This is a genomic window from Carboxydothermus hydrogenoformans Z-2901, from assembly GCF_000012865.1.
In the GTDB taxonomy this organism is placed as follows: domain Bacteria; phylum Bacillota; class Z-2901; order Carboxydothermales; family Carboxydothermaceae; genus Carboxydothermus; species Carboxydothermus hydrogenoformans.
In genome coordinates, this window is sequence record NC_007503.1 from 651,642 (window position 1) to 677,174 (window position 25,533).

General features: G+C 43.5%; 30 protein-coding genes, 1 pseudogene and 2 riboswitches. Of the genes and pseudogenes, 30 read left to right on the top strand and 1 reads right to left on the bottom strand.

What is annotated here, in order from left to right; genetic code table 11:
* The first annotated feature begins 10 nt into the window (after nt 1-10).
* The 12 genes and pseudogenes from CHY_RS03345 (at nt 11) to CHY_RS03395 (ending at nt 10,421) form a co-directional block, all read left to right on the top strand.
* Nucleotides 11-1,195: an NAD(P)/FAD-dependent oxidoreductase gene (locus tag CHY_RS03345; protein WP_011343667.1), complete on the top strand. Its 1,185-nt coding sequence runs from the start codon at nt 11-13 to the stop codon at nt 1,193-1,195.
* Between the two features lie 48 nt (nt 1,196-1,243).
* Complete coding sequence (locus CHY_RS03350; RefSeq protein ID WP_193332858.1) at nt 1,244-1,744, top strand: rubrerythrin family protein; 501 nt, start codon at nt 1,244-1,246, stop codon at nt 1,742-1,744.
* Between the two features lie 207 nt (nt 1,745-1,951).
* Nucleotides 1,952-2,392: a thioredoxin family protein gene (locus tag CHY_RS03355; RefSeq protein WP_049752062.1), complete on the top strand. Its 441-nt coding sequence runs from the start codon at nt 1,952-1,954 to the stop codon at nt 2,390-2,392.
* A gap of 12 nt (nt 2,393-2,404) precedes the next feature.
* A pseudogene (locus CHY_RS13385) lies at nt 2,405-2,608 on the top strand (thioredoxin family protein); the annotation flags it as partial.
* An 87-nt stretch (nt 2,609-2,695) separates the two neighbouring features.
* Nucleotides 2,696-3,355: a zinc dependent phospholipase C family protein gene (locus tag CHY_RS03360; protein ID WP_011343671.1), complete on the top strand. Its 660-nt coding sequence runs from the start codon at nt 2,696-2,698 to the stop codon at nt 3,353-3,355.
* 149 nt (nt 3,356-3,504) lie between these two features.
* Nucleotides 3,505-4,143, top strand: coding sequence for a YigZ family protein (locus CHY_RS03365; protein WP_041537862.1), 639 nt, complete (start codon nt 3,505-3,507; stop codon nt 4,141-4,143).
* A gap of 10 nt (nt 4,144-4,153) precedes the next feature.
* Nucleotides 4,154-4,522 carry a gamma-glutamylcyclotransferase family protein gene (locus CHY_RS03370; RefSeq protein WP_011343673.1) on the top strand — a complete coding sequence of 123 codons (369 nt, stop codon included), beginning with the start codon at nt 4,154-4,156 and terminating at the stop codon, nt 4,520-4,522.
* A 679-nt stretch (nt 4,523-5,201) separates the two neighbouring features.
* A riboswitch (TPP riboswitch) is annotated at nt 5,202-5,315 on the top strand.
* A gap of 58 nt (nt 5,316-5,373) precedes the next feature.
* Nucleotides 5,374-6,402: a thiamine phosphate synthase gene (locus CHY_RS03375; RefSeq protein ID WP_041537634.1), complete on the top strand. Its 1,029-nt coding sequence runs from the start codon at nt 5,374-5,376 to the stop codon at nt 6,400-6,402.
* 6 nt (nt 6,403-6,408) lie between these two features.
* A complete protein-coding gene (thiC, locus tag CHY_RS03380; protein ID WP_011343677.1) occupies nt 6,409-7,698 on the top strand; it encodes a phosphomethylpyrimidine synthase ThiC in 1,290 nt (429 codons plus the stop codon).
* Nucleotides 7,691-8,494 (top strand): hydroxyethylthiazole kinase, encoded by an 804-nt coding sequence (thiM, locus tag CHY_RS03385; RefSeq protein WP_011343678.1) that lies wholly within the window; start codon nt 7,691-7,693, stop codon nt 8,492-8,494. The genes thiC and thiM overlap by 8 nt, the downstream gene beginning before the upstream one ends.
* Nucleotides 8,495-8,498: 4 nt before the next feature.
* Nucleotides 8,499-9,479: a thiamine-phosphate kinase gene (gene thiL, locus CHY_RS03390; protein ID WP_011343679.1), complete on the top strand. Its 981-nt coding sequence runs from the start codon at nt 8,499-8,501 to the stop codon at nt 9,477-9,479.
* A gap of 18 nt (nt 9,480-9,497) precedes the next feature.
* A complete protein-coding gene (locus CHY_RS03395) occupies nt 9,498-10,421 on the top strand; it encodes a CapA family protein (protein ID WP_011343680.1) in 924 nt (307 codons plus the stop codon).
* Between the two features lie 30 nt (nt 10,422-10,451).
* Here CHY_RS03395 and CHY_RS03400 read toward each other — a convergent pair whose 3' ends face one another.
* On the bottom strand, nt 10,452-11,729 hold the full coding sequence (locus CHY_RS03400; protein ID WP_011343681.1) for a TrpB-like pyridoxal phosphate-dependent enzyme: 1,278 nt from the start codon (nt 11,727-11,729) through the stop codon (nt 10,452-10,454).
* Between the two features lie 184 nt (nt 11,730-11,913).
* Here CHY_RS03400 and CHY_RS03405 point away from each other — a divergent pair, with 184 nt between their 5' ends.
* From CHY_RS03405 to CHY_RS03495, 18 genes are all read left to right on the top strand, one after another.
* Nucleotides 11,914-12,441, top strand: coding sequence for a nitroreductase family protein (locus tag CHY_RS03405; protein WP_226986721.1), 528 nt, complete (start codon nt 11,914-11,916; stop codon nt 12,439-12,441).
* Between the two features lie 69 nt (nt 12,442-12,510).
* Nucleotides 12,511-12,921, top strand: a complete 411-nt coding sequence (locus tag CHY_RS03410) for a hypothetical protein (protein WP_011343683.1) — start codon at nt 12,511-12,513, stop codon at nt 12,919-12,921.
* Nucleotides 12,922-12,933: 12 nt separating this feature from the next.
* Entirely contained in the window at nt 12,934-13,548 is a 615-nt protein-coding gene (locus tag CHY_RS03415) for a precorrin-2 dehydrogenase/sirohydrochlorin ferrochelatase family protein (RefSeq protein ID WP_011343684.1), read from the top strand.
* 57 nt (nt 13,549-13,605) lie between these two features.
* A riboswitch (cobalamin riboswitch) is annotated at nt 13,606-13,793 on the top strand.
* Nucleotides 13,794-13,888: 95 nt separating this feature from the next.
* Entirely contained in the window at nt 13,889-14,611 is a 723-nt protein-coding gene (locus tag CHY_RS03420) for an energy-coupling factor ABC transporter permease (RefSeq protein ID WP_041537635.1), read from the top strand.
* Nucleotides 14,611-14,931 carry an energy-coupling factor ABC transporter substrate-binding protein gene (locus CHY_RS03425; RefSeq protein ID WP_011343686.1) on the top strand — a complete coding sequence of 107 codons (321 nt, stop codon included), beginning with the start codon at nt 14,611-14,613 and terminating at the stop codon, nt 14,929-14,931. The genes CHY_RS03420 and CHY_RS03425 overlap by 1 nt, the downstream gene beginning before the upstream one ends.
* The gene (cbiQ, locus tag CHY_RS03430; RefSeq protein ID WP_011343687.1) at nt 14,885-15,628 is read left to right on the top strand and encodes a cobalt ECF transporter T component CbiQ; all 744 of its coding nucleotides are present in this window, start codon (nt 14,885-14,887) and stop codon (nt 15,626-15,628) included. Before CHY_RS03425 ends, cbiQ begins: the two co-directional genes overlap by 47 nt.
* A complete protein-coding gene (gene cbiD, locus CHY_RS12640) occupies nt 15,613-17,529 on the top strand; it encodes a cobalt-precorrin-5B (C(1))-methyltransferase CbiD (protein WP_011343688.1) in 1,917 nt (638 codons plus the stop codon). The genes cbiQ and cbiD overlap by 16 nt, the downstream gene beginning before the upstream one ends.
* Nucleotides 17,511-18,122 (top strand): precorrin-6y C5,15-methyltransferase (decarboxylating) subunit CbiE, encoded by a 612-nt coding sequence (cbiE, locus tag CHY_RS12645; protein WP_011343689.1) that lies wholly within the window; start codon nt 17,511-17,513, stop codon nt 18,120-18,122. Before cbiD ends, cbiE begins: the two co-directional genes overlap by 19 nt.
* A complete protein-coding gene (cbiT, locus tag CHY_RS03450) occupies nt 18,109-18,684 on the top strand; it encodes a precorrin-6Y C5,15-methyltransferase (decarboxylating) subunit CbiT (protein WP_011343690.1) in 576 nt (191 codons plus the stop codon). The genes cbiE and cbiT overlap by 14 nt, the downstream gene beginning before the upstream one ends.
* Nucleotides 18,677-19,336 (top strand): SAM-dependent methyltransferase, encoded by a 660-nt coding sequence (locus CHY_RS03455; protein WP_011343691.1) that lies wholly within the window; start codon nt 18,677-18,679, stop codon nt 19,334-19,336. The genes cbiT and CHY_RS03455 overlap by 8 nt, the downstream gene beginning before the upstream one ends.
* Before the next feature lie 2 nt (nt 19,337-19,338).
* Nucleotides 19,339-20,094 (top strand): precorrin-4 C(11)-methyltransferase, encoded by a 756-nt coding sequence (gene cobM, locus CHY_RS03460; protein WP_011343692.1) that lies wholly within the window; start codon nt 19,339-19,341, stop codon nt 20,092-20,094.
* Complete coding sequence (locus tag CHY_RS03465; RefSeq protein ID WP_011343693.1) at nt 20,087-21,097, top strand: cobalt-precorrin 5A hydrolase; 1,011 nt, start codon at nt 20,087-20,089, stop codon at nt 21,095-21,097. Before cobM ends, CHY_RS03465 begins: the two co-directional genes overlap by 8 nt.
* Nucleotides 20,986-21,807 (top strand): precorrin-3B C(17)-methyltransferase, encoded by an 822-nt coding sequence (gene cobJ / locus CHY_RS03470; protein WP_226986722.1) that lies wholly within the window; start codon nt 20,986-20,988, stop codon nt 21,805-21,807. Before CHY_RS03465 ends, cobJ begins: the two co-directional genes overlap by 112 nt.
* Complete coding sequence (gene cobK, locus CHY_RS03475; RefSeq protein WP_083757256.1) at nt 21,801-22,580, top strand: precorrin-6A reductase; 780 nt, start codon at nt 21,801-21,803, stop codon at nt 22,578-22,580. Before cobJ ends, cobK begins: the two co-directional genes overlap by 7 nt.
* Nucleotides 22,565-22,927, top strand: a complete 363-nt coding sequence (locus tag CHY_RS03480) for a sirohydrochlorin chelatase (protein ID WP_011343696.1) — start codon at nt 22,565-22,567, stop codon at nt 22,925-22,927. Before cobK ends, CHY_RS03480 begins: the two co-directional genes overlap by 16 nt.
* The gene (locus CHY_RS03485; RefSeq protein WP_011343697.1) at nt 22,917-23,531 is read left to right on the top strand and encodes a precorrin-8X methylmutase; all 615 of its coding nucleotides are present in this window, start codon (nt 22,917-22,919) and stop codon (nt 23,529-23,531) included. Before CHY_RS03480 ends, CHY_RS03485 begins: the two co-directional genes overlap by 11 nt.
* A 1-nt stretch (nt 23,532) precedes the next feature.
* Nucleotides 23,533-24,039: a bifunctional adenosylcobinamide kinase/adenosylcobinamide-phosphate guanylyltransferase gene (gene cobU / locus CHY_RS03490; RefSeq protein ID WP_011343698.1), complete on the top strand. Its 507-nt coding sequence runs from the start codon at nt 23,533-23,535 to the stop codon at nt 24,037-24,039.
* Nucleotides 24,039-25,532 carry a cobyric acid synthase gene (locus CHY_RS03495; protein ID WP_011343699.1) on the top strand — a complete coding sequence of 498 codons (1,494 nt, stop codon included), beginning with the start codon at nt 24,039-24,041 and terminating at the stop codon, nt 25,530-25,532. Before cobU ends, CHY_RS03495 begins: the two co-directional genes overlap by 1 nt.
* The last annotated feature ends 1 nt before the right edge of the window (nt 25,533 follow it).

Here is a 25,533-nt window from a genome sequence, read left to right on the forward strand (position 1 = left end):
GTTAACCTTAATGAAATACTTAATTATTGGAAACAGTGCTGCAGGAATTTTTGCGGCAGAAAGTTTAAGAAAGTTGGACCCAGCGGGCGAAATCACCGTTTTAACCGATGAGCCGTACGAGGTTTACGGGCGCTGTTTAACATCTTACTTTATTGCCGGGGACATAGTTGAGGAGCAAATCTTTATCCGTCCCAAGGATTTTTACGAAAAAAACCGGATAAATCTTAAAAAAGGTGAAAAAGTAGTAAGAATTGATTTTAATGAAAAAAAAGTCATAACTTTCAAAAATTCTTACCAATATGACCGGCTTTTAATTGCGAGCGGTGCAAGGGCCAAAAAGCTTTCGCTCCCGGGAAGTAATTTACCCGGAGTTTTCACCTTACGAACCCTGGATGATGCCAAAAATATCCTGGATTATTCCCGCAAAGCTGAACAAGCTGTTATAGTGGGGGGAGGACTGGTTAGCTTAAAAGGGGCTTACGGTTTATTAAAGAGAGGGGTTAAAGTTACCGTTGTGGTGGCCTCCCGCCAGATTTTATCCCAGGTTCTGGATTACGAAGCGGCCGGGTTGGTGCAGCAAAACTTAGAAAAACAGGGGATGAAATTTCTTTTAGGGGAAGATGTTTTGGAGTTTTTAGGAGAAGACAAAATTTTCGAAGTAAAACTTACTAACGGACAGGTTATAAAAGCTGATTTAGTTTTAATTGGTAAAGGTGTTACCCCCAATGTCGATTTTTTACCGGAACCGGAGAAATTTTTGGAAGGTATACCGGTGGACCAGTATTTAAGGACTCCCTGGGAGGGTGTTTGGGCAGCGGGGGATGTGGCGAAAACTTTTGATGTTGCTCATGGTAAATACAGAGTTAATGCTCTCTGGCCAATTGCCGCCGAGCAGGGAAGGGTGGCAGCAATGAATATGGTCGGACAAAATTATGTGTATCAAGGTTCCATAGGCATGAATTCCCTGGAGTTTTTTGGGTACAATACCATTGCAGCGGGAATTACCCGGCAGGAAGAAGGTTATACGGTTATCAAACGAAGACAGGGAGCCAACTATTTAAAGCTCGTATTGGAGGGCGAAAAACTAAAAGGGTACATTTTAAGCGGGGAGGTGCGGGGAGCCGGAAAACTTACCCAGCTTATCCGTTCCGGTAGCAAAATAAAGCAATTTCCCTCCTTTTTAAAAATATTTTAAAAACAATAAATTTCTGGTAAAATGTAGATAAAAATCAAAGGAGGGAAGATAATGAACCAAAAAACCTTAGAAAATTTAATGGCCGCTTTTGCCGGAGAATCCCAGGCCAACCGCAAGTACTTAGCTTTTGCCAAAAAAGCTGAAGAAGAAGGTTATCCTAATATTGCCAAGCTTTTTAGAAGTGCGGCGGAAGCCGAAACCATTCATGCTTTAAAGCACCTTGAAGTTGCCGGTAAAATTGGTTCTACCCTGGAGAACCTGAAAGCAGCGGTAGCCGGTGAAACTTACGAGTTTACCGAAATGTACCCGGAGTTTATTAAAGAAGCTGAAGCTGCCGGAGAAAATAATGCCGCCAGAAGCTTTACCTTTGCTTCCAGGGCAGAAGAGGTCCATGCCCGGCTGTACCAGGAAGCTTTAAAGGCGTTAGAAGAAGGCAAAGATTTGGAGGGCGAATTCTACATATGCCCCGTTTGTGGCAATATTGAAAAAGCAAGACCCGAACGCTGCCCAATTTGCGGTGTAGCTGGCGAGCGGTTTTTCCAGGTTTAACTTAAATGCCTTTGGGGGAGGGCAGTTTTCCTCCCTCAAAGGCTGTTTCAATATATGCCAAAATACTTTTTTTATTTGCTGGGAAAATTAAATTTAGAAAAAAAATGATTGACAAAAATTAGTTTTAGAAGTATTATTTTTAAAGATATAAAAATACTATAAAAAAGTTTCGCAAAAACTTAAAAAAGAGTAAAGGAGTGATAGTTGATGGCCTTTTTACAGGAAAAGGATATCCAGTTTCTTAAAGAAAAATTTGCCAAAGAAATGGTCAATGATGTGACCATTCACTTTTTTACCAAAAGCCCGGTATTAGCCCAGGATTGTCCTTACTGTGACCATACCAAGCAGCTTTTAGAAGAGTTAGCAGCTACCAGTGAAAAAATAAAGCTCATGGTTCACACTTATCCCACCGAAAAAGAAGCTGTGGAAAAATACGGGATTGATAAGATTCCGGCAATCGTCTTCGAAGGTACGGAAGATGTGGGTATTCGTTTTTATGGAATACCGTCCGGTTATGAATTTTCTACCGTTATCGAGACAATTATTGATCTCTCTAAAGGAAAACCGGAGTTGCCGGATAACGTTTTGGCAGAACTGGCCAAGGTAACTTCACCGGTTACCATTAAAGTTTTTGTCACCCCTACCTGACCGTACTGCCCACGGGCTGCAGTTGCAGCCAACCGGTTTGCGATGGCTAATGCCAATATTCGCGCCGAAGTTATCGAAGTTAGCGAGTTTCCGGAATTAGGGGATAAATACAACGTCTTTGGAGTTCCCAAGTCGGTAATTAACGAAACGGTAGAAATTGAAGGAGCAGCACCGGAAACGATGTTTGTGCAAAAAGTGCTGGAGGCGGTCCAGTAGAAAAGCTGCGGGCAAACCCGCAGCTTTTTGTATATTAAACCACTGCCTTGCCAAAATATTAATAAATCCGCTGCCGGAGGCAAGGTGATGGTGGAAAAAGCTTTAAAGATTATTTCACCCCTGCAGGGGTTTTTGGATAATGTTGAACCAACTCACGGTTTTCTCCTGAATAAAGCGCTAATTCAATTACAGGAAAAAAACTATAAGACAAGTTATTATGAGAGATACTACCGGCAAATTTACTGCGGCTTATATGCAGCGGATAAAGGCTGGCAAAATGTTACCCATTATTTTAATCCCCGGACCAAGAAAGGTTTGTTTATTTTTTTATCGGCCAAGGAAGCTTTTTACCAGGAGTTAAAAAACTTTCATAAATTTTCCGAACAAAAAAACCCCAAAGCTTTCTGGCATTTCGGCCGGGCGGCACATATCTTGCAGGATCTTTGTGAACCGCATCATTTAAAACCTACCTTTTTAAACGGCCACAAAAAGTTTGAACGCTGGGTGGGAGATAATATAAAGATAATAATAAGGAAACTTTATTTGCCTCCGGCCCTGCGGCCGTGGCTTACCCTGGAGATAGAATCCTTTAGCAGTAAGATCTTGGATTACTACGAATTAGTAGGAGAAAAGGCTGGAGACATTAGTTACTTCCGTGCTGCTCAAGAATTGCTGGCGGCTGCGGTTAAGCTTACCATGGATTTGTTTTTGGAGAATGAAATTTATTTTAGGAAATTTTGGTACTAAAATTCATTGTTTCTACATAACATTTTATTGGGGGCACAAAAGACTTAAAAATTAAAATTTAGCAAGGTTTAATAAGATGCGGCTGGGCAAGGAGACTTGCCCCCGTTTTTTGTTTTTTTGGTATAATGGAAGAAAAAACGGTGAGGGCAATGGAATTTGTTACTATTGAACATTATTCTGAAGAAAGGTTTACCGAAAGAAAGTCGTTATTTATTGGCCGGGCTCTCCCGGTAAACTCCGAAGATGAAGCAAGAAAGTTTATTGAAGAAATAAAAGAAAAACATAACGACGCAACCCATAACGTTTATGCTTATACTATTGAAAACAGGATTACCCGGATGAGTGACGATGGTGAGCCTTCCGGTACCGCCGGACGACCCGTTTTAGAAGCAATCATGCAGAAAAAGCTTACCAATGTGTGTGTAGTGGTAACGCGGTACTTTGGGGGAATTCTTTTAGGAGCTGGAGGCTTAATTCGGGCTTATCGGAAAGCTGCCGAGCTTTGCTTAAATAAAGCCACCATTATCACTATCAAAAAAATCCCGGTTTATGCGGTTACCGTGAGTTACGAACACTGGTCGCGGATTTTAAAGCTTGCCAATAATTTAGGTTTACCCCAAAAAGAGCCGGTATATCTTCAGGAAGTTACCGGGTATTTTGGAGTTATACCTGAACTGGAAGAAAAGTTTTTGCAGGAAGTAATTGATTTATCGTTTGGACAGGCCAAAATCCAAAAAGAAGAGGAAATGCTTGTAAAGTATAAAGAAGGAAGGTATTTGCCCGTTTAGGGGGGAGAAGATGAAAGTATTTGTGTATGGCACGTTGATGCAAAACCACAGGGCGAACTTCCTGCTTTCCCGGCAAAAGTACATAGGTCCTGGTGAGATCTATGGTTTTTCGCTGTATAAAGTGTCTAACTGGTACCCGGGAGTGGTTCCGCGGGAGGGAGACAGGGTGAAAGGGGAAATTTATGAATTAATCCATGAAGCGGAAAAGACCTTGACCAGGCTCGATGATTATGAAGGAGAAGGAAGTTTGTATCAAAGGATTTTAACAAAAGCCGTTGACCAGAAAGGCGAAGAACACGAAGTCTTTGTTTATGTTTATAACGGTACCGTGGATGAGGAAAAATATATACCCTATGAACAGCAGCCCTGGCGGGGTTAAAAACAAAAAAAGCCCTAAAAGGCTATCGTTTGGGTTGTGGGGTTTTTAAGGTTTACTCTTACCTTTTAGGGCCATACTTAAGATTTCGACAAAAAAAGCAAAAACCCTTTTATTTTAAAGCTTGATAGTAAATTTTTTTTCTAAAAATAATTTTTTTATTTTTCTTCTTTTAATTAATTCCTTTAAAACTTCCTGGACAAGACGGGGAGAAATATTAAAGTGGATGGCAATATCGGCTTTAGTTTGCGGTAGCATAAGAAGGTGAAGAACTGCTTTTTTTAGATAAGCTTGCCGAGTTGTAATATCGATAAAATTAGGATTTGTATTCAGGTGGTATAAGTATGGACATAGCCTTCCTTGGGTAATTCAAACCATTCCGTTGGTTTTCCGCAATGCATACAGTGGGCTCGGGGAGTGCCGTACTTAGCCACCACAGTTCACGCGCCACATCATCCCAGAACTTTTCCGGGTTATCCCAGGATAGTTTTAAAAGTTCGTTGAATTTTTCAATACTGCCCGCTACCGATTTTTTTACTTTTTCCGGATTGGGATAAAAAATCTTACTTTCTGTTAAAATGCAGAGTTGAAATGCTAAAATCTGCTTTTTATTGGTCAGAAAAATGGTGGTCTGTTAGATTATCTTGACAATTTATAGTTATTTAGATAAATTAAAAATAACAAAAAACCTCAGGGGTGCCGGATGAGCCCGGCTGAGAAGGCTTCGCGATGAAGAAGTCTACCCTTTGAACCTGCTCTGGGTAATGCCAGCGGAGGGAGAGGAAATAATGATAAGGTACAACCAACCTCTTCCATCTTCTGGAAGGGGTTTATTTTTTTCGGGGAGGTATTTGATGGAAATTTACCGGATTATTGATGTTAATTTAAACCGGGCCCGGGAAGGAATCCGGGTGCTGGAGGAAGTAGCTCGCTTTGGTTTGGCTAACAGAAAATTATTTGAGGAATTTAAACATTTGCGACATTTTATCAAAGAAATAGAAAAAAGTCTTGCTGGAAATCCCTTGTGGTATCGGGATGCTCAAAACGACCCGGGACAGGAACTAAGCTCAGAGGAGATGGCGAGGAATAATTTGCGGGAGGTGGTGTTAGCCAACGCCAAAAGAGCCCAGGAAAGTCTGAGGGTTTTAGAAGAATTTGGGAAGCTGTTAGATGCTGCGATTGTCCTTAATGCCAAAAAAGCAAGGTTTTTACTTTATGAGCTGGAAAAAGAAGTTTTAACCTTGATTAAGCCTTCGGTGGATTTAACCTTATACGTACTTACCGATGATGCTTACCTTAACGAAGAAAAGTTCTGGAGGGTTGTCGAAGATTGCCTGAAAAATGGAGTGACGGCTTTCCAGTACCGGGCAAAAGGAAAAAAGGGAGCCGAAATGTACCGGGAGGGGCTAAGGCTGAAAGAGCTTTGTGCAAAATATGGGGTTTCGTTTTTTGTAAACGACCGGCTGGACCTGGGTCTGGCTTTAAATGCCGATGGGGTACATCTGGGACAGGAGGATTTACTCCTGGAGGTGGCAAGAAAGCATTTTCCCGGAAAAATTATCGGGCTTTCGGCTACCAATTATGAAGAAGGGGTTTTAGGAATAAAGGCGGGAGCCGATTATCTTGGGCTTGGGCCAATTTTTCCCACGTCCACCAAGGAAGATGCCGCACCGCCCTGCGGGGTAGAAGTGATTCAGAAGCTTAAAGAGGAGTTCCCCAATTCTCCGGTAATAGCTATTGGGGGTATTGATCGGGAAAAGGTTTTTGAGGTTATTCGTGCCGGGGCCGATGGGATTGCGGTAATTTCGGCTGTATTTGGAGCGGAAAGTCCGGCTCGGGCAGTTTATGAACTACGGGAAACAATAATTAGAGCAAGGGAGTGAGCGATAATGACTCAGCTTTTAAAAGCAAAAGAGGGAGTTATTACCAGGGAAATGGAAGTAGTGGCGGCGGAGGAAAGAAAATCGCCGGAAGAAATCCGGCAAAAGGTAGCTTTGGGGGAAGTGGTAATACCCGCTAATGTTAATCACCAAAATTTGCATCCCAAAGGTATTGGAGCGGGGCTTAAAGTAAAAGTAAATGCTAACCTTGGGACTTCGGAAAATCGCTGTTTTTACGAAGATGAACTAAAAAAAGTAAAGGTGGCTATTAAAGCGGGAGCCGATGCAATAATGGACTTAAGTACCGGCGGAAATCTTGATGAAATTCGAAGGGCGATTATAAAAGAAAGTTCGGTGCCGGTAGGGACCGTACCTTTATATCAGGCGGCGGCTGAAACGCTAAATAAATACGGTGATATAAGTCGTTTGGACCCGGAACTCCTGTTTGACGTTATCGAAAAACAGGCAGCTGACGGCGTTGACTTTATGACGGTGCATGTGGGGGTGACCCGGGAAATCCTTAAGGTTCTTGACCGTTTTCCCAGGGTAACGGAGGTGGTAAGCCGGGGAGGCTCTCTGACCATTGCCTGGATGGAGAAAAACGGAAGAGAAAATCCATTGTATGAACAGTTCGACCGGCTTTTAGCTATTTGCCGGAAATACGACGTTACCTTAAGCCTGGGGGACGGTTTAAGACCGGGAAGTATTGCGGATGCTACTGACCAGCTGCAAATTATGGAATTAATGAAGCTCGGCGAACTGGTTAAGTATGCCCAAAATCAAGGCGTCCAGGTTATGGTGGAAGGCCCCGGGCATGTGCCCATCAATCAAATTGAAATGAACGTTAAACTTATGAAGCGGCTTTGCGCCAATGCTCCCTTTTATGTATTAGGGCCACTGGTTACCGACATTGCTCCGGGATACGACCATATTACTGCGGCGATTGGTGGCGCCTGGGCTGCGTATTTTGGGGCGGATTTCCTCTGCTACGTTACTCCAGCGGAGCATTTAGGATTGCCTACGGTGGAAGATGTAGAAGAAGGGGTGATTGCCTTAAAAATTGCGGCCCATGCAGCCGATTTGGCCCGGGGGAACCGGGAAGCCTGGAACCGGGATTATGAAATGAGTGTAGCCCGAAAAGAGTTAAACTGGGAACGGCAGTTTGAACTGGCAATAAATCCCGAGCGGGCCAGGAAAATGCGAATAGAGCGCGGCTCTCAAGACATAAAGAGCTGTTCCATGTGCGGGGAACTTTGTGCCATGAAAATTATGAATGAAAGGGGCGGAAAAAATGCTTAACACCCTATGGGAAATCAGGGAGAAGGTCCGGGACTTATCTCCTCTGGTGGTAAATTTAACCAATAATGTGGTGACTAATTTTACCGCAAATGTACTTTTAGCGGCCGGGGCTTCGCCGATCATGTCGGAAGGGGTAGAAGAAGCTGACGATTTAGTGAAAATTGCTAATGCAGTGGTCATAAATATCGGAACCCTTCACTCCCGTCAGGTTGAGTACTTTAAGAAAGCAGTTTATTTGGCCAATAAATATCAAAAGCCTTTGCTGTTAGACCCGGTGGGTTTGGGAGCAACCACATACCGCAACGAAACGACCTTTGAACTTTTAAATTCTGGAAATTTCACATTAATCAGGGGTAATTACGGTGAAATAAGCTTTTTGGCGGGAAATTCTGCCCAGGTTAAAGGGGTGGACAGCCAAACGTCCGATTTTGCAGCCGAAAATCTTACCGAAGTGGCTAAACGCTACAAAACTGTTGTGGTGGCAACTGGGCCGGTAGATTACGTTATTGCTGAAGGAGAATTGTATTTAAACCGTACCGGGGATATAATGCTTCAAAAAGTGACCGGAACCGGGTGTGCTCTAACCTCATTGATTGGTGCTTTTGTTGGGGTAATTGATGAACCGGCTCTTGCGGCCTTAGCGGCTTTAGCTTTTTACGGAGCGGCTTCCGAAAAAGCCCGGAAAATAAGTGCCGGTCCCGGGAGTTTTCTGGTAAATTTTATAGATTCTCTTTATAATTTAACTAAAGAAGAGTTTTTGGAGCTAACTACGGAAAAAGTTCAAGGGCTACGGTGAGAAAATGGAAGTTACAAAGATTGGGGAAGAAGGGGTTATAGCTATTGCCAAGAAAGCTACTGAAGTATCCCCCGGCGTTATTTTGGGAATCGGGGATGATGCAGCGGTAGTTGAAATTAAGGGAAAGCTCCTTGTAACCACTGATTTACTGGTGGAAAACGTCCATTTTAAGCGAAATTACACGAAGCCGGAAATATTGGGGAAAAAGGCTTTGGCGGTAAATTTAAGCGACATTGCGGCAATGGGCGGCATACCTCGCTTTTGTCTGGTGAGCCTGGCTTTGCCCAAAACCACTGAAGTTAATTTTGTTGAAGGCTTTTACCAGGGATTAAAAAGTATGGCTAAAGAGTATGGGGTTACTTTGATTGGTGGCGATACTACCGGAGCTGGCAGTGAAATAATGGTGGCGGTTACGGTACTGGGGGAAGCCTTAGAAGAAGGAGTTTTAACCCGAAGCGGAGCAAAACCCGGGGATGGGGTATATGTCTCCGGTTATCTTGGCGATAGCGCGGCAGGACTTTATTTGCTTTTAAAGGAAAAATTGGGTTTATTGCCGGAAGAAGTGGAAAAATATCTGATTTCCCGGCACCTGGAACCCGAACCCAGATTGGAGTTAGGCCAGCTTCTCTGCCGGGAAAAATTTGCTACTTCTACTAATGATTTAAGTGACGGTCTTGTGAAAAAACTTCAGGAAATAGCGCGGGCTTCTGGGGTTGAAATTACGATTAACCGGGAGAAAATACCTTTGTCTTTTGCTCTTTTAACATTCTGCCAGCAATTTACCTTAAAACCGTTGGATTTTGCTTTACACGGCGGCGAAGATTATGAACTTTTGTTTACCGTGCCTGCCGAAAAGGAGGAAGAGCTTTTTAAACTGGACTTACCGCTGTTTAAAATTGGTATGGTTACGGGATATGACGAGCGGGGAAGGGTAAAAGCTGAAGATGGGGTAGTCTTGCAGGATAGGGGTTTCCAGCATTTTTAATTATGAGGTGGAAGATATTTGCGCAGGGTAAAAATTATTTTTTTAACTTTTTTACTGGCAATTACCTTAACTAAAGCTTTTGCCAGTGCAGCTTCTCCGGCAAAGGAAATTAAACTTGTCTTTTTGGGTGATGTCTTAGCCGGCGGCAACTTAAATTATTACTACCAAAAATACGGCTATGATTATCCCTGGCAGAAGGTTAAAAAGTATTTTCAGGGTAAGCTTGTTTTTGCCAATTTAGAAAGCTGTATTTCTCTTCGGGGAAAGCCCGAAAGGAAAAAATACACTTTTCGGGGTCGACCGGAATTTTTAAAGGCTATGAAAAAGGCAGGAGTTACGGCGGTTTCGGTTGCAAATAACCACTCTGCGGATTATGGGCTGATAAGTCTTTATGATACCCTTGGCTACTTACGTCAAGAAGGGATTTACTACTCAGGGGCAGGAAGGGATGTTTATATCACGGAAATCCCCTGGCAGGGATATAAAATTGGTTTTCTTGCTTTTTCCCGGGTAATTCCTTCAACTGCCTGGGTGGCAAGCCCCAAAAAAACGGGAATCTGGTCTATTTATGAGCCGAATGTCGGTAAAATCTTAAAGTTAATCTGCGAAAATGATGCTAAATACGATCTTTTAGTGGTAAGCGTTCACTGGGGAGTGGAGAGGGATTTAACCCCAAATCCACCTGAAATAAAACTTGCCCATAAACTGGTTGAAGCGGGAGCCGATGTGGTGATGGGCCATCACCCGCATGTTGTGCAAAGGTATGAAATTTATAAAGGTAGACCAATCTTTTACAGCCTGGGTAACTTTATATTTACTTCCAGTGGTAATAAAGAAACTGCAAAAACTGTTATTGCTGAAGCGGTATTTACGGGAAGGAAACTAAAAAGTGTGGAGGTTAGGCATGGAGAAATAAAAAGAGGCCAGCCGGTCATTAAATAATAATCCCCGGTTTTTACCGGGGATTTTTCCTCAATCTTTAAGTTTGCCAGCAAAATATGCTTCATACGCGGACAAGTCAAAATAGCCGTGCCCGCTTAAATTAAAGACAATAGTTTTGGCAACACTTTCTTCCCGGCATTTAATTGCTTCATCAATAGCTGCGGCGATAGCGTGGGAAGATTCCGGTGCCGGGATAATGCCTTCGGTACGGGCAAAGGTTACTCCAGCTTCAAATACCTTTAACTGGGGATAAGCTTTAGCGGAAATAATTTTATTTTTATAAAGAAGGCTTACCAAAGGTGAATCGCCGTGGTACCGAAGTCCTCCCGCATGGATGCCCGGCGGGATAAAATCGTAGCCTAAAGTATACATCGGCATTTTAGGAGTAAGGCCGGCAACATCGCCAAAGTCGTATTTATATTCCCCTTCGGTAAGGGTTGGGCAGGCCTTTGGCTCTACAGCAATTATTTCAATATTTTCACCTTTTAATTTTTCCCGCACAAAAGGAAAGGTAAAGCCACCGAAGTTACTGCCACCGCCCACGCAGGCAATCAAGACATCGGGCTTTTCTCCCAAAAGGGATAATTCCTCATAAACCTCTTGCCCTATAACCGTCTGGTGTAAAAGGACGTGGTCCAAAACACTTCCCAAAGCGTACTTGGTCTTGGGGTCACTCATTGCTACTTCTACCGCTTCGCTGATAGCTATCCCAAGGCTTCCCGGAGAATTAGGGTCTGCTTCTAAAACCTTACGTCCGGCAGCAGTTTCCGGACTTGGGCTTTTTACCACCCGGGCGCCGAAAGTTTCCATGAAAATCCTCCGGTACGGCTTTTGGTCATAGCTTATACCCACCATATATACGGTTAACTTCAGCCCGAAAAAATTGGCGGCATAAGCTAAAGCGCTCCCCCACTGACCGGCTCCGGTTTCGGTGGTAAGCTGTTCGGTTCCATCCAGCTTGTTGAAATAAGCCTGGGCCAGAGCGGTATTAAGCTTGTGACTGCCGGAAGCGTTGGTACCTTCGTACTTAAAGTAAATTCTGGCGGGAGTATTTAGATACTTTTCTAACTTTTTAGCCCTTTTAAGTGGGGTTGGACGGTACTCGGCGTAAGCTTCCCGGACTTTTTCGGGAATTTCAATGAAACGTTCGGTAGAAATCTCCTGTTCAATTAAACTTTTAGGAAAAAGACTCTCTAAATCCGCTGGCGAGATGGGCTGACCGGTAAAGGGATGAAGAGGCGGGGGTGGAAGTTCGGGAAGGTCTGCCTTAAGGTTGTAGTAATACTTGGGTAAATTTACCTTGCTCATCTAAACTCACCTCTTCTAATATTAATTTCTAACATTATAGCAATTTAGGGCAAAAATTGGCAAGGAAATTTTAAAAATTTCTCGAAAAGTTAATTGATCCTGGTTCGGTACCATCCCCGGGTTGCGGTCAATGTTTAAAAGTATTAAACTTTAAAATAGACCTAATTATTATCCAGGAGGGGATATGATGGAAAAATTTCTGGAAGTTTTAAACACCCGACGCAGCATTAGAAAATTTCTTGATCATCCGGTGGAAAAGGAGAAAATTTTAAAAATCCTGGAAGCGGGGATGAATGCGCCTTCGGCAGGTAACGAACAACCCTGGCATTTTGTCGTTGTAACCGACCGGCAAAAAATGCTGGCCATGAAAGAAAAGCATCCTTATGCAGCTATGCTTGCCGAAGCAGCAGCGGCAATTGCTGTGGTTGCTGATCCAAAACTACTGAAATATCCCGGTCCTGGGCAGGAATTGTGGATTCAGGACCTGTCTGCAGCAACGGAAAATATTCTCCTTGCTATACACGCTTTAGGGTTAGGCGGTGTTTGGTTGGCAGTACATCCTTTCGAAGAGCGGGAGCGCGAAATAGCTAAAATTTTAGAAATTCCCGAAGGCTATCGCATTTTAAACTTGATAGCTTTGGGTTATCCCAACCAAAAGCCCGATACGACTACCCGCTTTAAAGAAGAAAGGATTCACTGGGAAAAATGGTAAACTTCCCGGCAAAACCGGGAAGTTTTTTTTTAATATCAAATGCGATAAGATTATGTTAGAGGTGATAGGATGAAGCGATTTTGGGGGTTACTTTTTTTACTCCTTTTTGGCTTTAATAAATTGGTCCTGGGTGGGGAAGTCATTGTCAAAGGCATTGTAGTTGAGTCAGATTTAGAAGGAAAGCATTACGAATTAAAAGTTACCGATTCCGGAAATTTAAGTAAACCCGAGCCCTATTATGTCTTATACGGCGAACATAACTGGCAAAGCTATGTGGGAAAGGAAGTGGTGGTGGAAGGGACCGTCTTTGACGGTTACAGTATTTACATGAAACCCGGGTTAAAGGTTACCGCGATAAGCCTTCCCGGAGAAAAGGTTAACCGCACCTTTAAGGAAAATCTTCCCTATTATTTGGGACTTGTTTTGGTTGCTGGACTTTTTGGCTACTATATCTTTTTACGGTACATTAAAAAGAAGTAAGGAGAGTTTACCGTGTATCCTATCAGTTTAAATTTAAGGGGGACCCCCGTGTTAGTAGTAGGGGGTGGTCGGGTTGCCCTTCGAAAGGTGCAAAATCTTCTCCGAGAAGGTGCAAAAATTACCGTAGTTGCCCCGAAAACTCTTCCGGAATTAATGAGTCTGGCCCAGAGCGGGCAAATTAAACTTTATCTGCGGGAATTTCAGGAAGAAGATTTATCCGGCCCCAAGTTAGTCTTTGCTGCCACCGATAATTCAGAGCTTAATAAAAGAATAGCTAATCTTTGTCAAAGACTGGGGATTTGGGTCAACGTAGCCGACAATCCCGAGGAGTCCAATTTTATTGTTCCAGCGGTTTGGCGCCGGGGAGGTTGGGAAATAGCTGTGGGGACCTCAGGGTTATCTCCCCTGGCGGCCCGCCTTTTAAAAGAAGAGCTTTCCTGGTTAATTGATCCTGCCTGGGATGATTACCTGAAATTTTGGGGGGAATTACGTAAAGCCTTAAAGGAAAGCAATATTGAGAAAAATAGGAGGGAAGAAATTTTAAAAGAAGTAGCCAAGATTTATGATTACCGGAAGTTTTGCCGGGAAAAACCTTCGGTAAAATTAATCTTGGAAAAATTTAAATAAAAATATTTTCACAAAGCAGGATTTACGAAAAATTTTACGAATTATCTTAATAAAAATTGAATATTGTAACTTTAAGGTGCCTTTACGGCTTAAAAGGGAAGTCCGAGCCCAAAAGTTTTGGGTAACGGCGCGGTCCCGCCACTGTAAGTAGGGAGTTACCCTAATATATCCACTGGTTTTTACCGGGAAGGATAGGGTAACGATGAACTACAGCCAGGAGACCTGCCTTAAAGTTTGGTTCGAAACCTACGCGGATAGGTGGAGAACGGGAGTTTGGTTATAAGTCCCCTTCTACCGGCGTAGGAGGGGATTTTAATTTTTAAAAAGGATGGTGGAGGGCATGTTAAAAACCAATTTTCGCTTATTGTTTCTGTTAATTTTTCTTTTAATTCCCACCCCGGTTCTTGCCATGCATATTATGGAAGGGTTTTTACCGGTAAAATGGGTGATTTTCTGGGATCTTGTTACTCTACCTTTTATAATGGTAGGTTTTATCCGTTTGCAAAGGGAAGCTACCCAGGGGCCGGGAGCGAAACTAATGTTAGCTTTTGCCGGAGCGTTTATCTTTGTTTTATCGGCGCTAAAAATGCCTTCGGTAACGGGCAGTTGTTCCCATCCTACCGGAACGGGGTTGGCTGCAATTTTATTTGGGCCCTTTATCACAACCGTATTAGGTTTTATTGTTTTGATTTTTCAGGCTCTTCTTTTAGCCCACGGTGGCCTTACCACCCTTGGTGCTAATACTTTCTCCATGGCAGTTGCTGGACCACTGGTAGCTTACGGGGTTTATAAAGGGTTACAGAAAGCCGGAATTAATAGTAATTTTAGCATTTTTTTAGCGGCCATGCTGGGAGACCTGGTCACCTATATCGTTACTTCGGTCCAACTGGCGTTAGCCTTTCCGGGAAGTTCTCTTTTTTTAAGTGCTTTAAAATTTATGGGAATCTTTGCCTTAACCCAAATTCCTTTAGCTATAAGTGAAGGGATTTTAACGGTTTTAACCTATAATTTCTTGAGCCGTTATGAAGATGCCAAAATATGGGTAGAAAAGGGTGAGCATTAATGAGAACGTTTACCAATATCATCCTGCTAATTTTGGTAATAGCGTTAATTGCGGTTCCCATGTTTTTAGTTAAAGGGGAATTTTCCGGCGCCGATGAATTAGCCTCCCGGGTGATTGAAAAGCAAGACCCCAATTATAAGCCCTGGTTTTCCCCCGTCTGGGAACCGCCCAGCGGCGAGATAGAGTCGTTTTTATTTGCCCTGCAGGCGGCTTTGGGAGCTGGGGTTGTGGGATTTTATCTGGGGTACTTGAAGGGAAAGAAGGAAGGAAAAAATGTTAACGGAACAGTTGGCTTATCAAAGTCCTTTAAGGAAAATTGACCCTGTTTATAAACTTCTTTTTTCCTTTACGCTTTTATTCCTGGGGTTAACAGCTCCCAATCCTTTTTTTACCTTACTCCCTACCCTTGGGGTAGTAAGCTTTTTTCTGGTGAGAAAGGGAAAAATCCCCGGGCAAATTTATCTTAAGTACTTGCTTTTACCGGGAGGTTTTTTGCTGGCAAGCTTAATCGGGATAATGATTGACTTCCGGCCAGCTCCTTATGTTAACTGGCAAAATTTGTTTTTGGCTTTAAATGCCGGCGGTCGTGCCCTTACTTCTCTTCTGGGTTTGTATTTTTTAATTTTTACCACTCCCCTCCTGGATTTAATAGCGGGACTTTCGAGATTTGGTATTCCTCAATTTATAATTGAAATAATTATTTTTATTCACCGGTTTATTTTTATATTCTTCGAAATAGCCGGGGAAATCATTAAAGCCCAGGAGGCAAGGCTGGGCTACCGAAATTTTCGCCGGGGCATCTACTCCTTTTCTCTCTTAACTACCGGGATTTTTAAAGGAGGATTGGCCCGGGCGGGACAAATGACCATTTCTTTAGAAAGCCGGGGATACAACGATAAAATAGTTTTTTTGCAACCGGATTATCAAAATCAAAATTACCCCTTGCTATTTTGGGGAATAGTAGTTGTGCTGGCGCTCTTTACTTATGGAGGTGCTTTTATTTGGAGGAGCTTTTAACCGTAAAAGGATTAAAATACGTATATCCAACGGGAAATGTGGCTTTAGACGGCTTGAATTTGGAGATTAAAAAAGGTGAGCGGCTTTTTGTCTTAGGGGAAAATGGCGCCGGAAAAACCACTTTTTTTCTCCACTTAAACGGGATTTTAAAACCAACCGCCGGAGAGCTATTTTGGCGGGGGGAAAAGTTTTCGTACAAAAGGGATTTTCTGTTACGACTTCGGCAAAAAGTTGGGGTGGTGTTTCAGGATCCGGAGACCCAGCTTGTTGCCGGTACGGTAGCGGAAGAGATATCTTATGGGCTTTTTAATCTCGGGTATGCGGAAAGTAAAGTGTGGGAAAAGGTGGAAGAAACCTTAAAAGAGCTCGGAATTTGGGAGTTAAGAGACCAGCCGATAGCTTCGCTTAGCCTGGGTCAAAAAAAGCTTGTCGCCCTGGGAGCAATTTTGGCGATGGAGCCGGAGCTTTTAGTTTTAGATGAACCGACGGCGTTTTTGGACCGGTATCACACCCGCCTCTTTTTAAATATTGTTGAACGGCAGTGGCAAAAAGGGATTACGATTGTCGCTGCTACCCATGAAATTGATTTGGCGTATCGTTTTGCCGACAGGGTAGCGGTTTTACATGCCGGAAAACTTTTGGCCTCAGGGCCGCCCGAAGAAATTCTCCTGGAATCCCGGATTTTGGAAAGCGCGAACCTGGAAGAGCCATGGCTTTTAAGGGGCAGCAAAATTTTAAAAGATAGCGGGCGGCTTTTAGCTCACGAATATCCGGTAAAAGAGGAAAAAAAGTTCTGGGAAGTACTTAACCGGGTAAAAACTCCCCGTTACGGGGTAACTACCGGTACTGTAGCCGCGGCAGCGGCTTTGGGAGCAGCCCGTTTCTTGCTCCTGGGGGAAAAAATGAAGGCAATTACCATTAATACGCCGGCAGGAATAACTTTTACTTTAACCCCGGAAATTTTAGAGAAAAATGCGACGGAAGCGGTTTGCGGCATTAGAAAAGAGGCAGGAGATGATCCGGATGTCACCGATCAGGCTTTAATCATAGCCCGGGTACGCCGGCAAAACTTCCCGGGGATTACCATAAAAGGAGGACGGGGAGTGGGAGTTGTTACGGAACCGGGGCTTGCTGTACCGGTGGGAGAAGCGGCAATTAATCCGGTTCCGCGGCAACAAATCAAAGAAGCGCTGGAGCCGTTAATTTTGGGCGGGGAAACGGGGTTGGAAGTGATTATTGAAGTGCCCGAAGGGGAGAAGCTTGCGTCACAAACATTAAATCCGATTTTGGGGATTAAAGGCGGTATTTCCATCCTGGGTACCCGGGGTATTGTCGTACCTTACTCCCGGGAAGCTTATATCGAGTCCCTGCAACTCCAGCTAAAAAGAGCGTTATATTTGGATTTAAAAAGACTTGTTTTTGTTTTGGGCAATAAAAGTAAAAAAGTAGCCCAGAGGTTAAATGTTCCTGCTGAAGCTATTGTCGAAACTGGTAATTATCTGGGGGATATGCTGAAGATTTCTGAGAACGAAGGGATAGAGAAAATTTTAATAATAGGGTACCTGGGAAAACTTATTAAAACTTACCTTGGCATTTTAAACCTTCACAGCCAGGTGGCCCGGGGCCAAAAGGAGGCTTTAGCGTTATTTTTATATTCTCTTGGAGAAAGTCAGGAGTTAATTAATAAAATTTACTCCACCAAAAATATGGAGCAGGCCCTGGAAATTTTGAAGAGCGCCGGGAAAGACCATTACCTGCCTTTACTTGCCCGGGCGGTTAAAGAAAAGTTAAAGAGCTATTATAGCGGTCTTACCATGGATGTGGCTTTTACCGATATATCGGGGGCGATTATTGCTACAACCTTTGACCGCCTTGAGGAGGGATGGCCGTGGGATGGGTAAAAGTCGTGGGGGTCGGTCCGGGTAGTCCCGAGTATCTTACTAAAATTGGCGAAAGGGTAATTGGGGAGGCGGATTATGTAGCCGGGGCGGAAGAACTTTTAAAAACTTTTGCTCCGGATAAAAAACATCTATCTTTTGGTGAGTTTGGTGCGGTTTTAAAGCAAATAAAAGATTTATCAAGAAGTTTTAATATTGCTCTTCTTTTGCGGGGCGATACCGGCTTTTACAGTTTATTAAGAAAGATTGAAAGAGAAAATCCAGGACTTGTTACCGAGGTAATACCGGGGATAAGTTCGGTGCAGTTAGCTTTTGCCCGCTTGAAAAAATTGTGGGATGGGGCTGCTTTTTATTCTTTGCATGGAAGAGCCCTGCCGGAAAAATTAAAGGATGAGTTTACGGTCCATGTATTTTTATTAGGAGAGAAAATCGATACCTCTTCCCTAAAACAACTTTTGCAAAAACACGGCCTGGAGGGAGCTTCTTACTATTTACTTTATGATTTAAGCTATCCGGAAGAAAAAATTATAAAGCTTTCCTTTGCCGATTTACCTCCAGAGCTTTCAGGGAGGGGGATATTAATTGCTGAAAGATGAAGATTTTTATCTACCCGGAACTCCTTATACCAAAGAAGAAATCCGGGCAGTTCTTTTAAAAAAGCTTAACCTGAAAGGCGATGAGGTGGTTTACGAAGTAGGGTCAGGCTCGGGCACTATTACGGTGGAGCTGGCTTTAAGTCTTCCCCGGGGTAAAGTATATGCTTTTGAAAAAGACCTTCAGAGGCTTACCGTAATTAAAGAAAATCTACGAAGATTTTCGGTAAGGAATGTGGTTTTACTACCCCAGGCCTTACCCTGTGATTTATCCGCCTATCCTCCACCGGATATGGTGGTAATTGGTGGAAGTTCTAATTTAAAAGAAGTATTAAAGCAAGTTGGGGCCTGTTTGAAAAATGGTGGGGTCCTTGCCGGTTTGGCAGTTACCCTTGAATCATTAGCTATTTACCAGGAGTTTTTTCAAAACAGCTCTTTTACCGATTTTGACGGGATTAGCATAGCGGTTACCAGGTTTAAAAAAGCAGGAAGCTATCATATCCTGAATGCGCAAAATCCCGTATTTATCTTTACCGGAAGGAAAAAGGGGGAAAAAAATGGCTAAACTTTACGTGGTTGGTGTTGGTCCGGGGGACCCCGAGCTTATTACGGTGAAAGCTATGAAGATTTTGCGAGGGGTACGGGTTTTAGTTTTTCCCGGAAAAAGGGCTTTTAAAGTTGTGGAAAGTTTTCTTTCAGATGATAAAGAAATTCTCTTTTTTAATTTTCCCATGGTGGAAGACGAGGGGCAAAAACGGGAAGCGGCGCACACCTTTGCCCAAAAAATTTTAGAGTATTTAAACCGGGAAGAAGTTTCTTTTTTTACCCTGGGAGACCCGGGTTTATACAGTACCGCTGGATATTTATTGGAGGCGCTAAAACAGTTAGGTTTTGCAGGGGATATAGAAATAGTTCCGGGGATAAATTCCTTTTCACTGGCAGCCGCTAAGTCTTTCTTTAACCTGGCTTTTGAAGATGAAAAGGTAGAAATCCTATCGACTTTGCCGGAAGATTTTACTTTTGAGCCCAAAACTACCTATGTTTTTTTAAAACTTTCCTCCTATTACGACCGCTTTTTAGAGCTGGTAAAGGAAGCAAAGATCCAGGGATATTATTTTAAAGAGCTTGGTACCGAAGAGGAAAAAATCTGTTCTTTTAATGAACTTCCCGAAAAAACCGGGTATTTTTCCCTGGCCCTGGCGAAGAGGGGGACTTAGCCGTGAAAGTTTATTTAGTAGGCGCCGGACCTGGAGATCCCGAGTTAATAACTGTTAAAGGGAAAAAACTTTTAGAGGAAGCTGATTTAATTGTTTATGCAGGCTCCCTGGTTAATCCCGGACTTTTGGAATATGCCAAACCGGAGGCGGTGAAAGTTGATTCGGCGCCCAGGACTTTAGAAGAAATAGTGGAGATAATGGTCGAGTATGCTCGAGCCGGAAAAGTTGTCGTACGCTTGCAGACCGGAGACCCATCCCTCTATGGGGCAGTAGAGGAACAAAAAAGAGCTTTAAAAGCCTATGGAGTTGAGCTGGAATGGGTGCCGGGAGTTAGCTCTTTTCTTGGTGCGGCTGCCCGCCTGGGTTACGAATTAACCGTTCCAGACGGTACCCAGACGGTAATTTTAAGCAGGGTTGCCGGGAGAACACCGGTGCCGGAAAAAGAAAACTTAGAGGAATTGGCTAAAATTGGGTCAACCCTTGTGCTCTTTTTAAGTGTGGATAAAATCGACGAGGTTGTCGCCCAAATTTCCCGGGTAAGAGCTCTTGATACTCCGGTAGCGGTAGTTTATAAAGCTACTTTTCCCGAAGAAAAAATTATTACCGGTACTTTAGCGGATATTGCTCAGAAAGTAAAAGAAGAAAAGATAAACAAAACCGCCCTTATCTTTGTAGGGGAGTTTTTAAATCCGCCCCCTACTCGCTCAAAATTATATGCTCCCGATTTTACTCATGGTGGGAGAAGAAAAGGTGATTAAGAATTTAATAATTTTTTACTTTACCGCAGCCGGCGAAACTCTGGCCCGGCGCTTTTTAACCCTAAAGCTTGGGGGGAACGTTACTCTCTTTTCCGGTAAAAGCGCGGAAATTAAAAACTGTCTTAAAAAAAACTGGAACAACGATACAGCTTTTCTTTTTATCGGAGCCTTAGGAATTGCGGTTCGCTTAATTGCTCCGTTTATCAAAGATAAGTTTTCCGACCCGGCGGTAGTTGTAGCCGATGAAACGGGTAAATATTTTATAAGCGTTTTATCCGGCCATTTTGGTGGGGCAAATGAAATTTGTCAACTTTTAGCCCAAAAGCTGGGGGGAGAAGCGGTAATTACCACCGCCACCGATGTTCAGGGAAAAGTTGGCTTGGATGTTTTAGCCAGAAAATACGTGTTAAGGTATGCTGACCGGGAAGTTTTTAAAAGGGTAAATGCTGCCTTAGCCCGGGGAGAAGAGGTTAAGTTTTTTGCCAGATCTTTGCCTTCCGATTTTCCCTATCCTTACCTGGCAGAAATTGAAGAGGAGTTTTCTGGCATTAAAGTATTGATTTCGCCGTATCTTATTGCTCTAAAACCCAATGAATACCAGCTCTATCCTCCGGCGGTTTGGGTGGGTATAGGCTGTCGCCGGGGAGTAGAGTTTACCCTGCTGGAAAAGGCAGTTCTCGAAGCTCTACAAGAGGGCGGTGTTTCTTTAAAAGGTGTTGCCGGAATAGCCAGTATCGATCTTAAAAAAGATGAGACTGCTCTCCTGGAGCTGGCAGCGAAATACGGGCTTAAAACAAAATTTTTTACGCGGGAGGAACTTTTGGAAGTAATTAATAAAAAAAATTTACAACAATCTTCTAAAGTTTTAACAAAAGTAGGGGTGGGAAATGTATGCGAAGCGGCGGCTATCAAAGCGGCAGGGATGGGGAATTTAATATTGCCCAAGAAGATTTTTCCCAAAGTGTCAGTAGCTCTGGCGGAAGCCTTGCGGTGGTGGGAATAGGACCGGGAGGAAAGGAAGAACTGACTCCTTTAGCCTTAAGTTACCTCCAGCAGTGTACGGTAATAATTGGTTATAAAACCTATATTGATTTAGTTAAATCTTTAATTGGTGAGAAAAAATTAGTGGCTTACGGTATGAAGGAAGAACAAGCGCGAGCTTTAGAAGCTATCAACCTTGCTCTTTCGGGGGAACGGGTAGTGGTGATCTCCGGCGGTGATGCTGGAGTTTATGGAATGAGCGGGGTGGTATTAGAGGCTCTAAAGGAGAAAAATATTTCCCCCCGGAAAGTAAATTTAACAATTATTCCGGGTATTACTTCTGCTTTAAAAGCAGCAAGCTTGCTGGGATCACCTTTAAACCATGACTTTTGCTTGATAAGTTTATCAGACCTCTTAACTCCCTGGGAGGTAATTGAGAAACGGCTCCGGCATGCAGCTTTAGGAGATTTTGCTATCGCCTTGTACAATCCCCAGAGTCACCGGAGAAAGAAGCTAAGGAGAGCCATTGAAATTTTGCTGGAGTATAAAAATCCAGCTACACCGGTTGGTATTGTTCGGGAGGCCGGAAGATTGGGAGAAGAAATCAAGCTAAAAACTTTAGCGGAAATTACCGAAGAGGATGCCGATATGCGCACGGTAATAATTATCGGAAATAGCCAGAGCTATTTTTATGAAAACTTTATTATTACACCCCGGGGGTATAAGTGGTGATTTTATTGCTGGGAGGTACCAGTGAAAGTATTTTAATTGCCGATTTGCTCGAAAAAAAAGGTTTACCTTTTATTTTATCGGTGGCGTCAAATTTGGGCCTTATGCGGTTTAAAAAATATGAAAAACCTTTGCGGGCTGGAGTCCTGGATTTTCATGGCCTTCTGGAGTTTGTTCAGAAAAATGGGATAAAGTTAATAATTGATGCTACCCATCCCTTTGCTAAAAATGCCAGTGAAAATGCTATCAGGGCGGCCCAGGTATTAAATATACCCTATATCAGGTTTGAGCGCCCCAGGGATGAATTAAAAAATTCCCTTATCATAGAGGCCATTGATTTAGAAGCTGCACTAAGAGAACTGCCGCAACTTGGTAAGCGTCCATTAATAACTGTGGGAGTAAAAATGCTTCCGGAAATCATCAGAAAAAGTGCTGTTTTAGGGCAAAAGCCGGTAGTCAAAGTTTTGCCCCTAACGGATAATTTTACCCTTTTGGATGGTTTAGGAATTCCTCTCGAGGACCGGCTTTCCTTTTGGGGTCCAGGAAGCCGGGAGCTTATTTCTCAGCTAATTAAATTTTATTCCCTGACCGGTCTTTTGACCAAAGAAAGCGGTGATTTAGGAGGAGAAAGGGAAAAGGTAGAAAGCTTTTTAAGTCAGAGTTTACCGGTAATTTTAATAAAACGTCCTGAGGTTTTTTACCCTCAATCGGTATCCACACTGGACCGGTTGGAAGAAATTTTAACATTGGAGGCGGAAAAATGGAAAAAGCAGTAGTTTTGCTGGCTCACGGTTCCCGGGTGGCGCAAGCGGTGGAGAAATTTCGCGAAGTGGTAGGAAAGTTAAGGGAGCGCTTTCCCTTCCGGCTCGAGGAGGCGTTCATGGTAAGGGCTAATCCCAATTTAAAGGAAGCGCTTTTAAGGTTGTATCAGGAAGGATACCAGGAAATAGCCGTTTTCCCGGTTTTTCTATTTGAAGGTCTTCATTTAGTGCACGATATTCCTGAAGAAATTGACCAGTTAAAAGCCCAGTATCCCGATTTAAAGATTACGGTTTATAAACCTTTAGGTGAAAAAGAACAATTTATTGAATTTTTAGCGGCGGTGTTGGCCAATGAATTATGAATTTTTAATTAATCCCCGGGAGATTGAACAGAAAAGTTTTGCCATTATTGAAAGTTTAACGGGACTTGGCAATACTCCTGAAGACCAGGTAATTAAACGGGCCATCCATGCATCAGGTGATCCGGAAATCAGAAAGGATTTTCGTTTTCATCCCGCGGCTATCGACCGGGGGCTTGCCGCTTTAAAAAACAAAAATTTAATTATTACCGATGTGGAAATGGTCCGGGCGGGAATTACCGGTTATGCCGGCGAGGTAGCCTGCGCGATTCGCGAGGAAGCGGTTAAAAGAAAAGCTTTAGAAAATAAAGTTACCCGGGCTTATCAGGCGATGATGGAGCTAAAAGAGCGAATGGATGGAGCGGTTATAGCAATTGGTAATGCCCCAACAGCTCTTTTAGCGGTGATTGAACTCATAAAGACCGGGGTAGAGCCGGCGCTGGTGGTGGGAGTGCCGGTGGGCTTTGTTGGAGCAAAAGAAAGTAAGGAACTTTTGCTGAACTGTGATGTGCCGTATATCACGTTACTGGGTACTAAAGGGGGTAGTACCATTGCGGCAGCAATAGTTAATGCTTTAATTAAATTATCCAGGACCGGAGGGAAATAAAGTGAAGGTGTTAATTACCGGTGGGGTGCGTTCGGGCAAAAGTAGTTTTGCGGAAAAGTTAGCGACCTCTTTCGGGGAAAAAGTGGTATATGTGGCTACCGCTACTGCCGGGGACGAAGAGATGCGTGAGCGGATTGCCAAACATCAAAGCCGTCGTCCCCCTAACTGGGTCACGGTGGAGGAGCCGGTAAATTTACGGGACGTTCTTTTAACAGCCCGGGGAGATGCGGTTCTGGTCGATTGTCTAACCCTCTGGGTTACCAATTTACTTCTTAAAGAAGAAGATGTGGTTGGTAAAGCTTATGAAGTAGTAGAAATATTTCCCAGGATTACCGTTCCGCTTATCTTTGTTACCAACGAAGTAGGTTCAGGAATTGTTCCCGATAACCCGTTAGCCCGTAAGTTTAGGGATGTAGCCGGCCTTGTCAACCAAGTTTTTGCAAAGTATTGCGATGAAGTTTACCTTACCGTGGCGGGAATACCGGTAAAAATCAAGGGGGTGAACTAATGGCCAGGGCGATAATGTTTCAGGGAACCGCCAGCCATGTAGGAAAATCGGTGCTGACTTTAGCTTTAGCCCGGGTGCTTTATCTGGACGGCTTTAAAGTTGCCCCCTTTAAAGCACAAAATATGGCTCTAAATTCCTACGTAACCCTGGATGGCGGAGAAATGGGTAGAGCCCAGGTAGCCCAGGCGGAAGCCTGCGGGTTAGAGCCCCGGGTAGAAATGAACCCGGTTTTATTAAAACCCTCGTCCGATAAAGGTAGCCAGGTTATAGTTCTGGGGAAACCCATCGGTCACTATTCGGCCAAGAGCTACCATCTTGAGCGGCGCAGTATGGTTTGGGAAGCGGTAAAAAAAGCTTACGAAACTTTAGCTCAAGAATTTGATTTTATTGTGATTGAAGGTGCTGGAAGTCCGGCGGAAGTAAATTTAAAAGCTTCCGACATTGCCAATATGAAAACCGCTTTTTTAGCCAATGCCCCGGTTATTTTAGTGGCCGATATTGACCGGGGAGGAGCGCTTGCTTCCCTGGTGGGGACAATGGAACTTTTAGAGCCCGAGGAAAGGAAAATGGTGTGCGGCTTTATCTTAAATAAATTCCGGGGAGACCTGGAATTATTAAAGCCTGCCCTTACTTTTTTGGAAGAAAAAACCGGTATTCCGGTTTTGGGGGTAATGCCTTACATTCCCGAACTTTTAATACCCGAAGAAGATTCGGTAAGTTTGGAAGAAACTGTTAGTAACCGGGAGAAAGATTTAAAAATTGGCGTGGTGTGGTACCCCAGGATTTCCAATTTTACCGATTTTGAAATATTCCAGTATGAACCGGACGTGGAGCTTATTTACATCAAAACTCTTCAGGATTTTCGGGACGATTTTGACCTGGTAATATTGCCGGGAAGTAAAAACACCGTAGCCGATTTAAACTATTTAAAACAAAGGGGCCTTGACCAAAAGCTCTACGCTTATGTAGAGAAAGGAAAACCCCTGATTGGAATTTGCGGGGGTCTTCAGATACTTGGAGAAAAGATTTTGGATCCCGATTTGGTGGAAGGGAAGGAAACGGAGGTTAAAGCCTTAGGAATCCTCGATACTGTTACCGAATTTCGCGGGGATAAAATTACCCGGCGGACAAGTACCCGGGTTACCAGGGCCGATGGCTATTTCTTTCTCCAGAGGGAAGAAATCTCCGGCTACGAAATTCACCACGGCCGAACTTTTCTTTCAGGGGAAAGAAGTGATGTATTGGATAATACGGAAAATCCGCTGGTATTTGCCCGCGGCAGAGTTCTTGGTACCTACCTGCACGGGCTTTTTGATAATGACTTTTTTCGCCATCGCCTTTTAAATCGGTTGCGGCGGGAAAAAGGGCTTGACGGGATTGAAAACCGCCCGACTTCCTTAAAAAACCTGCGCCAGGAAAATTATGATAAAATAGCCCGGGTGTTCAGGGAAAACGTTAACTTGAAGAAAATTTACGAGATTCTGGGGATCTGAG

Excerpts from the sequence above, each read along its gene's own strand:
- CHY_RS03410 (WP_011343683.1), top strand. The coding sequence starts at position 12,511 with ATGAAGCGATTTTGGGGGTTACTTTTTTTACTCCTTTTTGGCTTTAAT.
- CHY_RS03355 (WP_049752062.1), top strand. The coding sequence starts at position 1,952 with ATGGCCTTTTTACAGGAAAAGGATATCCAGTTTCTTAAAGAAAAATTT.
- cbiE (WP_011343689.1), top strand. The coding sequence starts at position 17,511 with ATGGCCGTGGGATGGGTAAAAGTCGTGGGGGTCGGTCCGGGTAGTCCC.
- thiL (WP_011343679.1), top strand. The coding sequence starts at position 8,499 with ATGGAAGTTACAAAGATTGGGGAAGAAGGGGTTATAGCTATTGCCAAG.
- CHY_RS03400 (WP_011343681.1), bottom strand. The coding sequence starts at position 11,729 with ATGAGCAAGGTAAATTTACCCAAGTATTACTACAACCTTAAGGCAGAC.
- thiC (WP_011343677.1), top strand. The coding sequence starts at position 6,409 with ATGACTCAGCTTTTAAAAGCAAAAGAGGGAGTTATTACCAGGGAAATG.
- CHY_RS03495 (WP_011343699.1), top strand. The coding sequence starts at position 24,039 with ATGGCCAGGGCGATAATGTTTCAGGGAACCGCCAGCCATGTAGGAAAA.
- CHY_RS03485 (WP_011343697.1), top strand. The coding sequence starts at position 22,917 with ATGAATTATGAATTTTTAATTAATCCCCGGGAGATTGAACAGAAAAGT.
- CHY_RS03455 (WP_011343691.1), top strand. The coding sequence starts at position 18,677 with ATGGCTAAACTTTACGTGGTTGGTGTTGGTCCGGGGGACCCCGAGCTT.
- CHY_RS03405 (WP_226986721.1), top strand. The coding sequence starts at position 11,914 with ATGATGGAAAAATTTCTGGAAGTTTTAAACACCCGACGCAGCATTAGA.
- CHY_RS03480 (WP_011343696.1), top strand. The coding sequence starts at position 22,565 with ATGGAAAAAGCAGTAGTTTTGCTGGCTCACGGTTCCCGGGTGGCGCAA.
- thiM (WP_011343678.1), top strand. The coding sequence starts at position 7,691 with ATGCTTAACACCCTATGGGAAATCAGGGAGAAGGTCCGGGACTTATCT.
- CHY_RS03375 (WP_041537634.1), top strand. The coding sequence starts at position 5,374 with ATGGAAATTTACCGGATTATTGATGTTAATTTAAACCGGGCCCGGGAA.
- CHY_RS03370 (WP_011343673.1), top strand. The coding sequence starts at position 4,154 with ATGAAAGTATTTGTGTATGGCACGTTGATGCAAAACCACAGGGCGAAC.
- CHY_RS03345 (WP_011343667.1), top strand. The coding sequence starts at position 11 with ATGAAATACTTAATTATTGGAAACAGTGCTGCAGGAATTTTTGCGGCA.
- CHY_RS03420 (WP_041537635.1), top strand. The coding sequence starts at position 13,889 with ATGTTAAAAACCAATTTTCGCTTATTGTTTCTGTTAATTTTTCTTTTA.
- cobJ (WP_226986722.1), top strand. The coding sequence starts at position 20,986 with ATGCGAAGCGGCGGCTATCAAAGCGGCAGGGATGGGGAATTTAATATT.
- CHY_RS03360 (WP_011343671.1), top strand. The coding sequence starts at position 2,696 with ATGGTGGAAAAAGCTTTAAAGATTATTTCACCCCTGCAGGGGTTTTTG.
- CHY_RS03425 (WP_011343686.1), top strand. The coding sequence starts at position 14,611 with ATGAGAACGTTTACCAATATCATCCTGCTAATTTTGGTAATAGCGTTA.
- cbiQ (WP_011343687.1), top strand. The coding sequence starts at position 14,885 with ATGTTAACGGAACAGTTGGCTTATCAAAGTCCTTTAAGGAAAATTGAC.
- CHY_RS03365 (WP_041537862.1), top strand. The coding sequence starts at position 3,505 with ATGGAATTTGTTACTATTGAACATTATTCTGAAGAAAGGTTTACCGAA.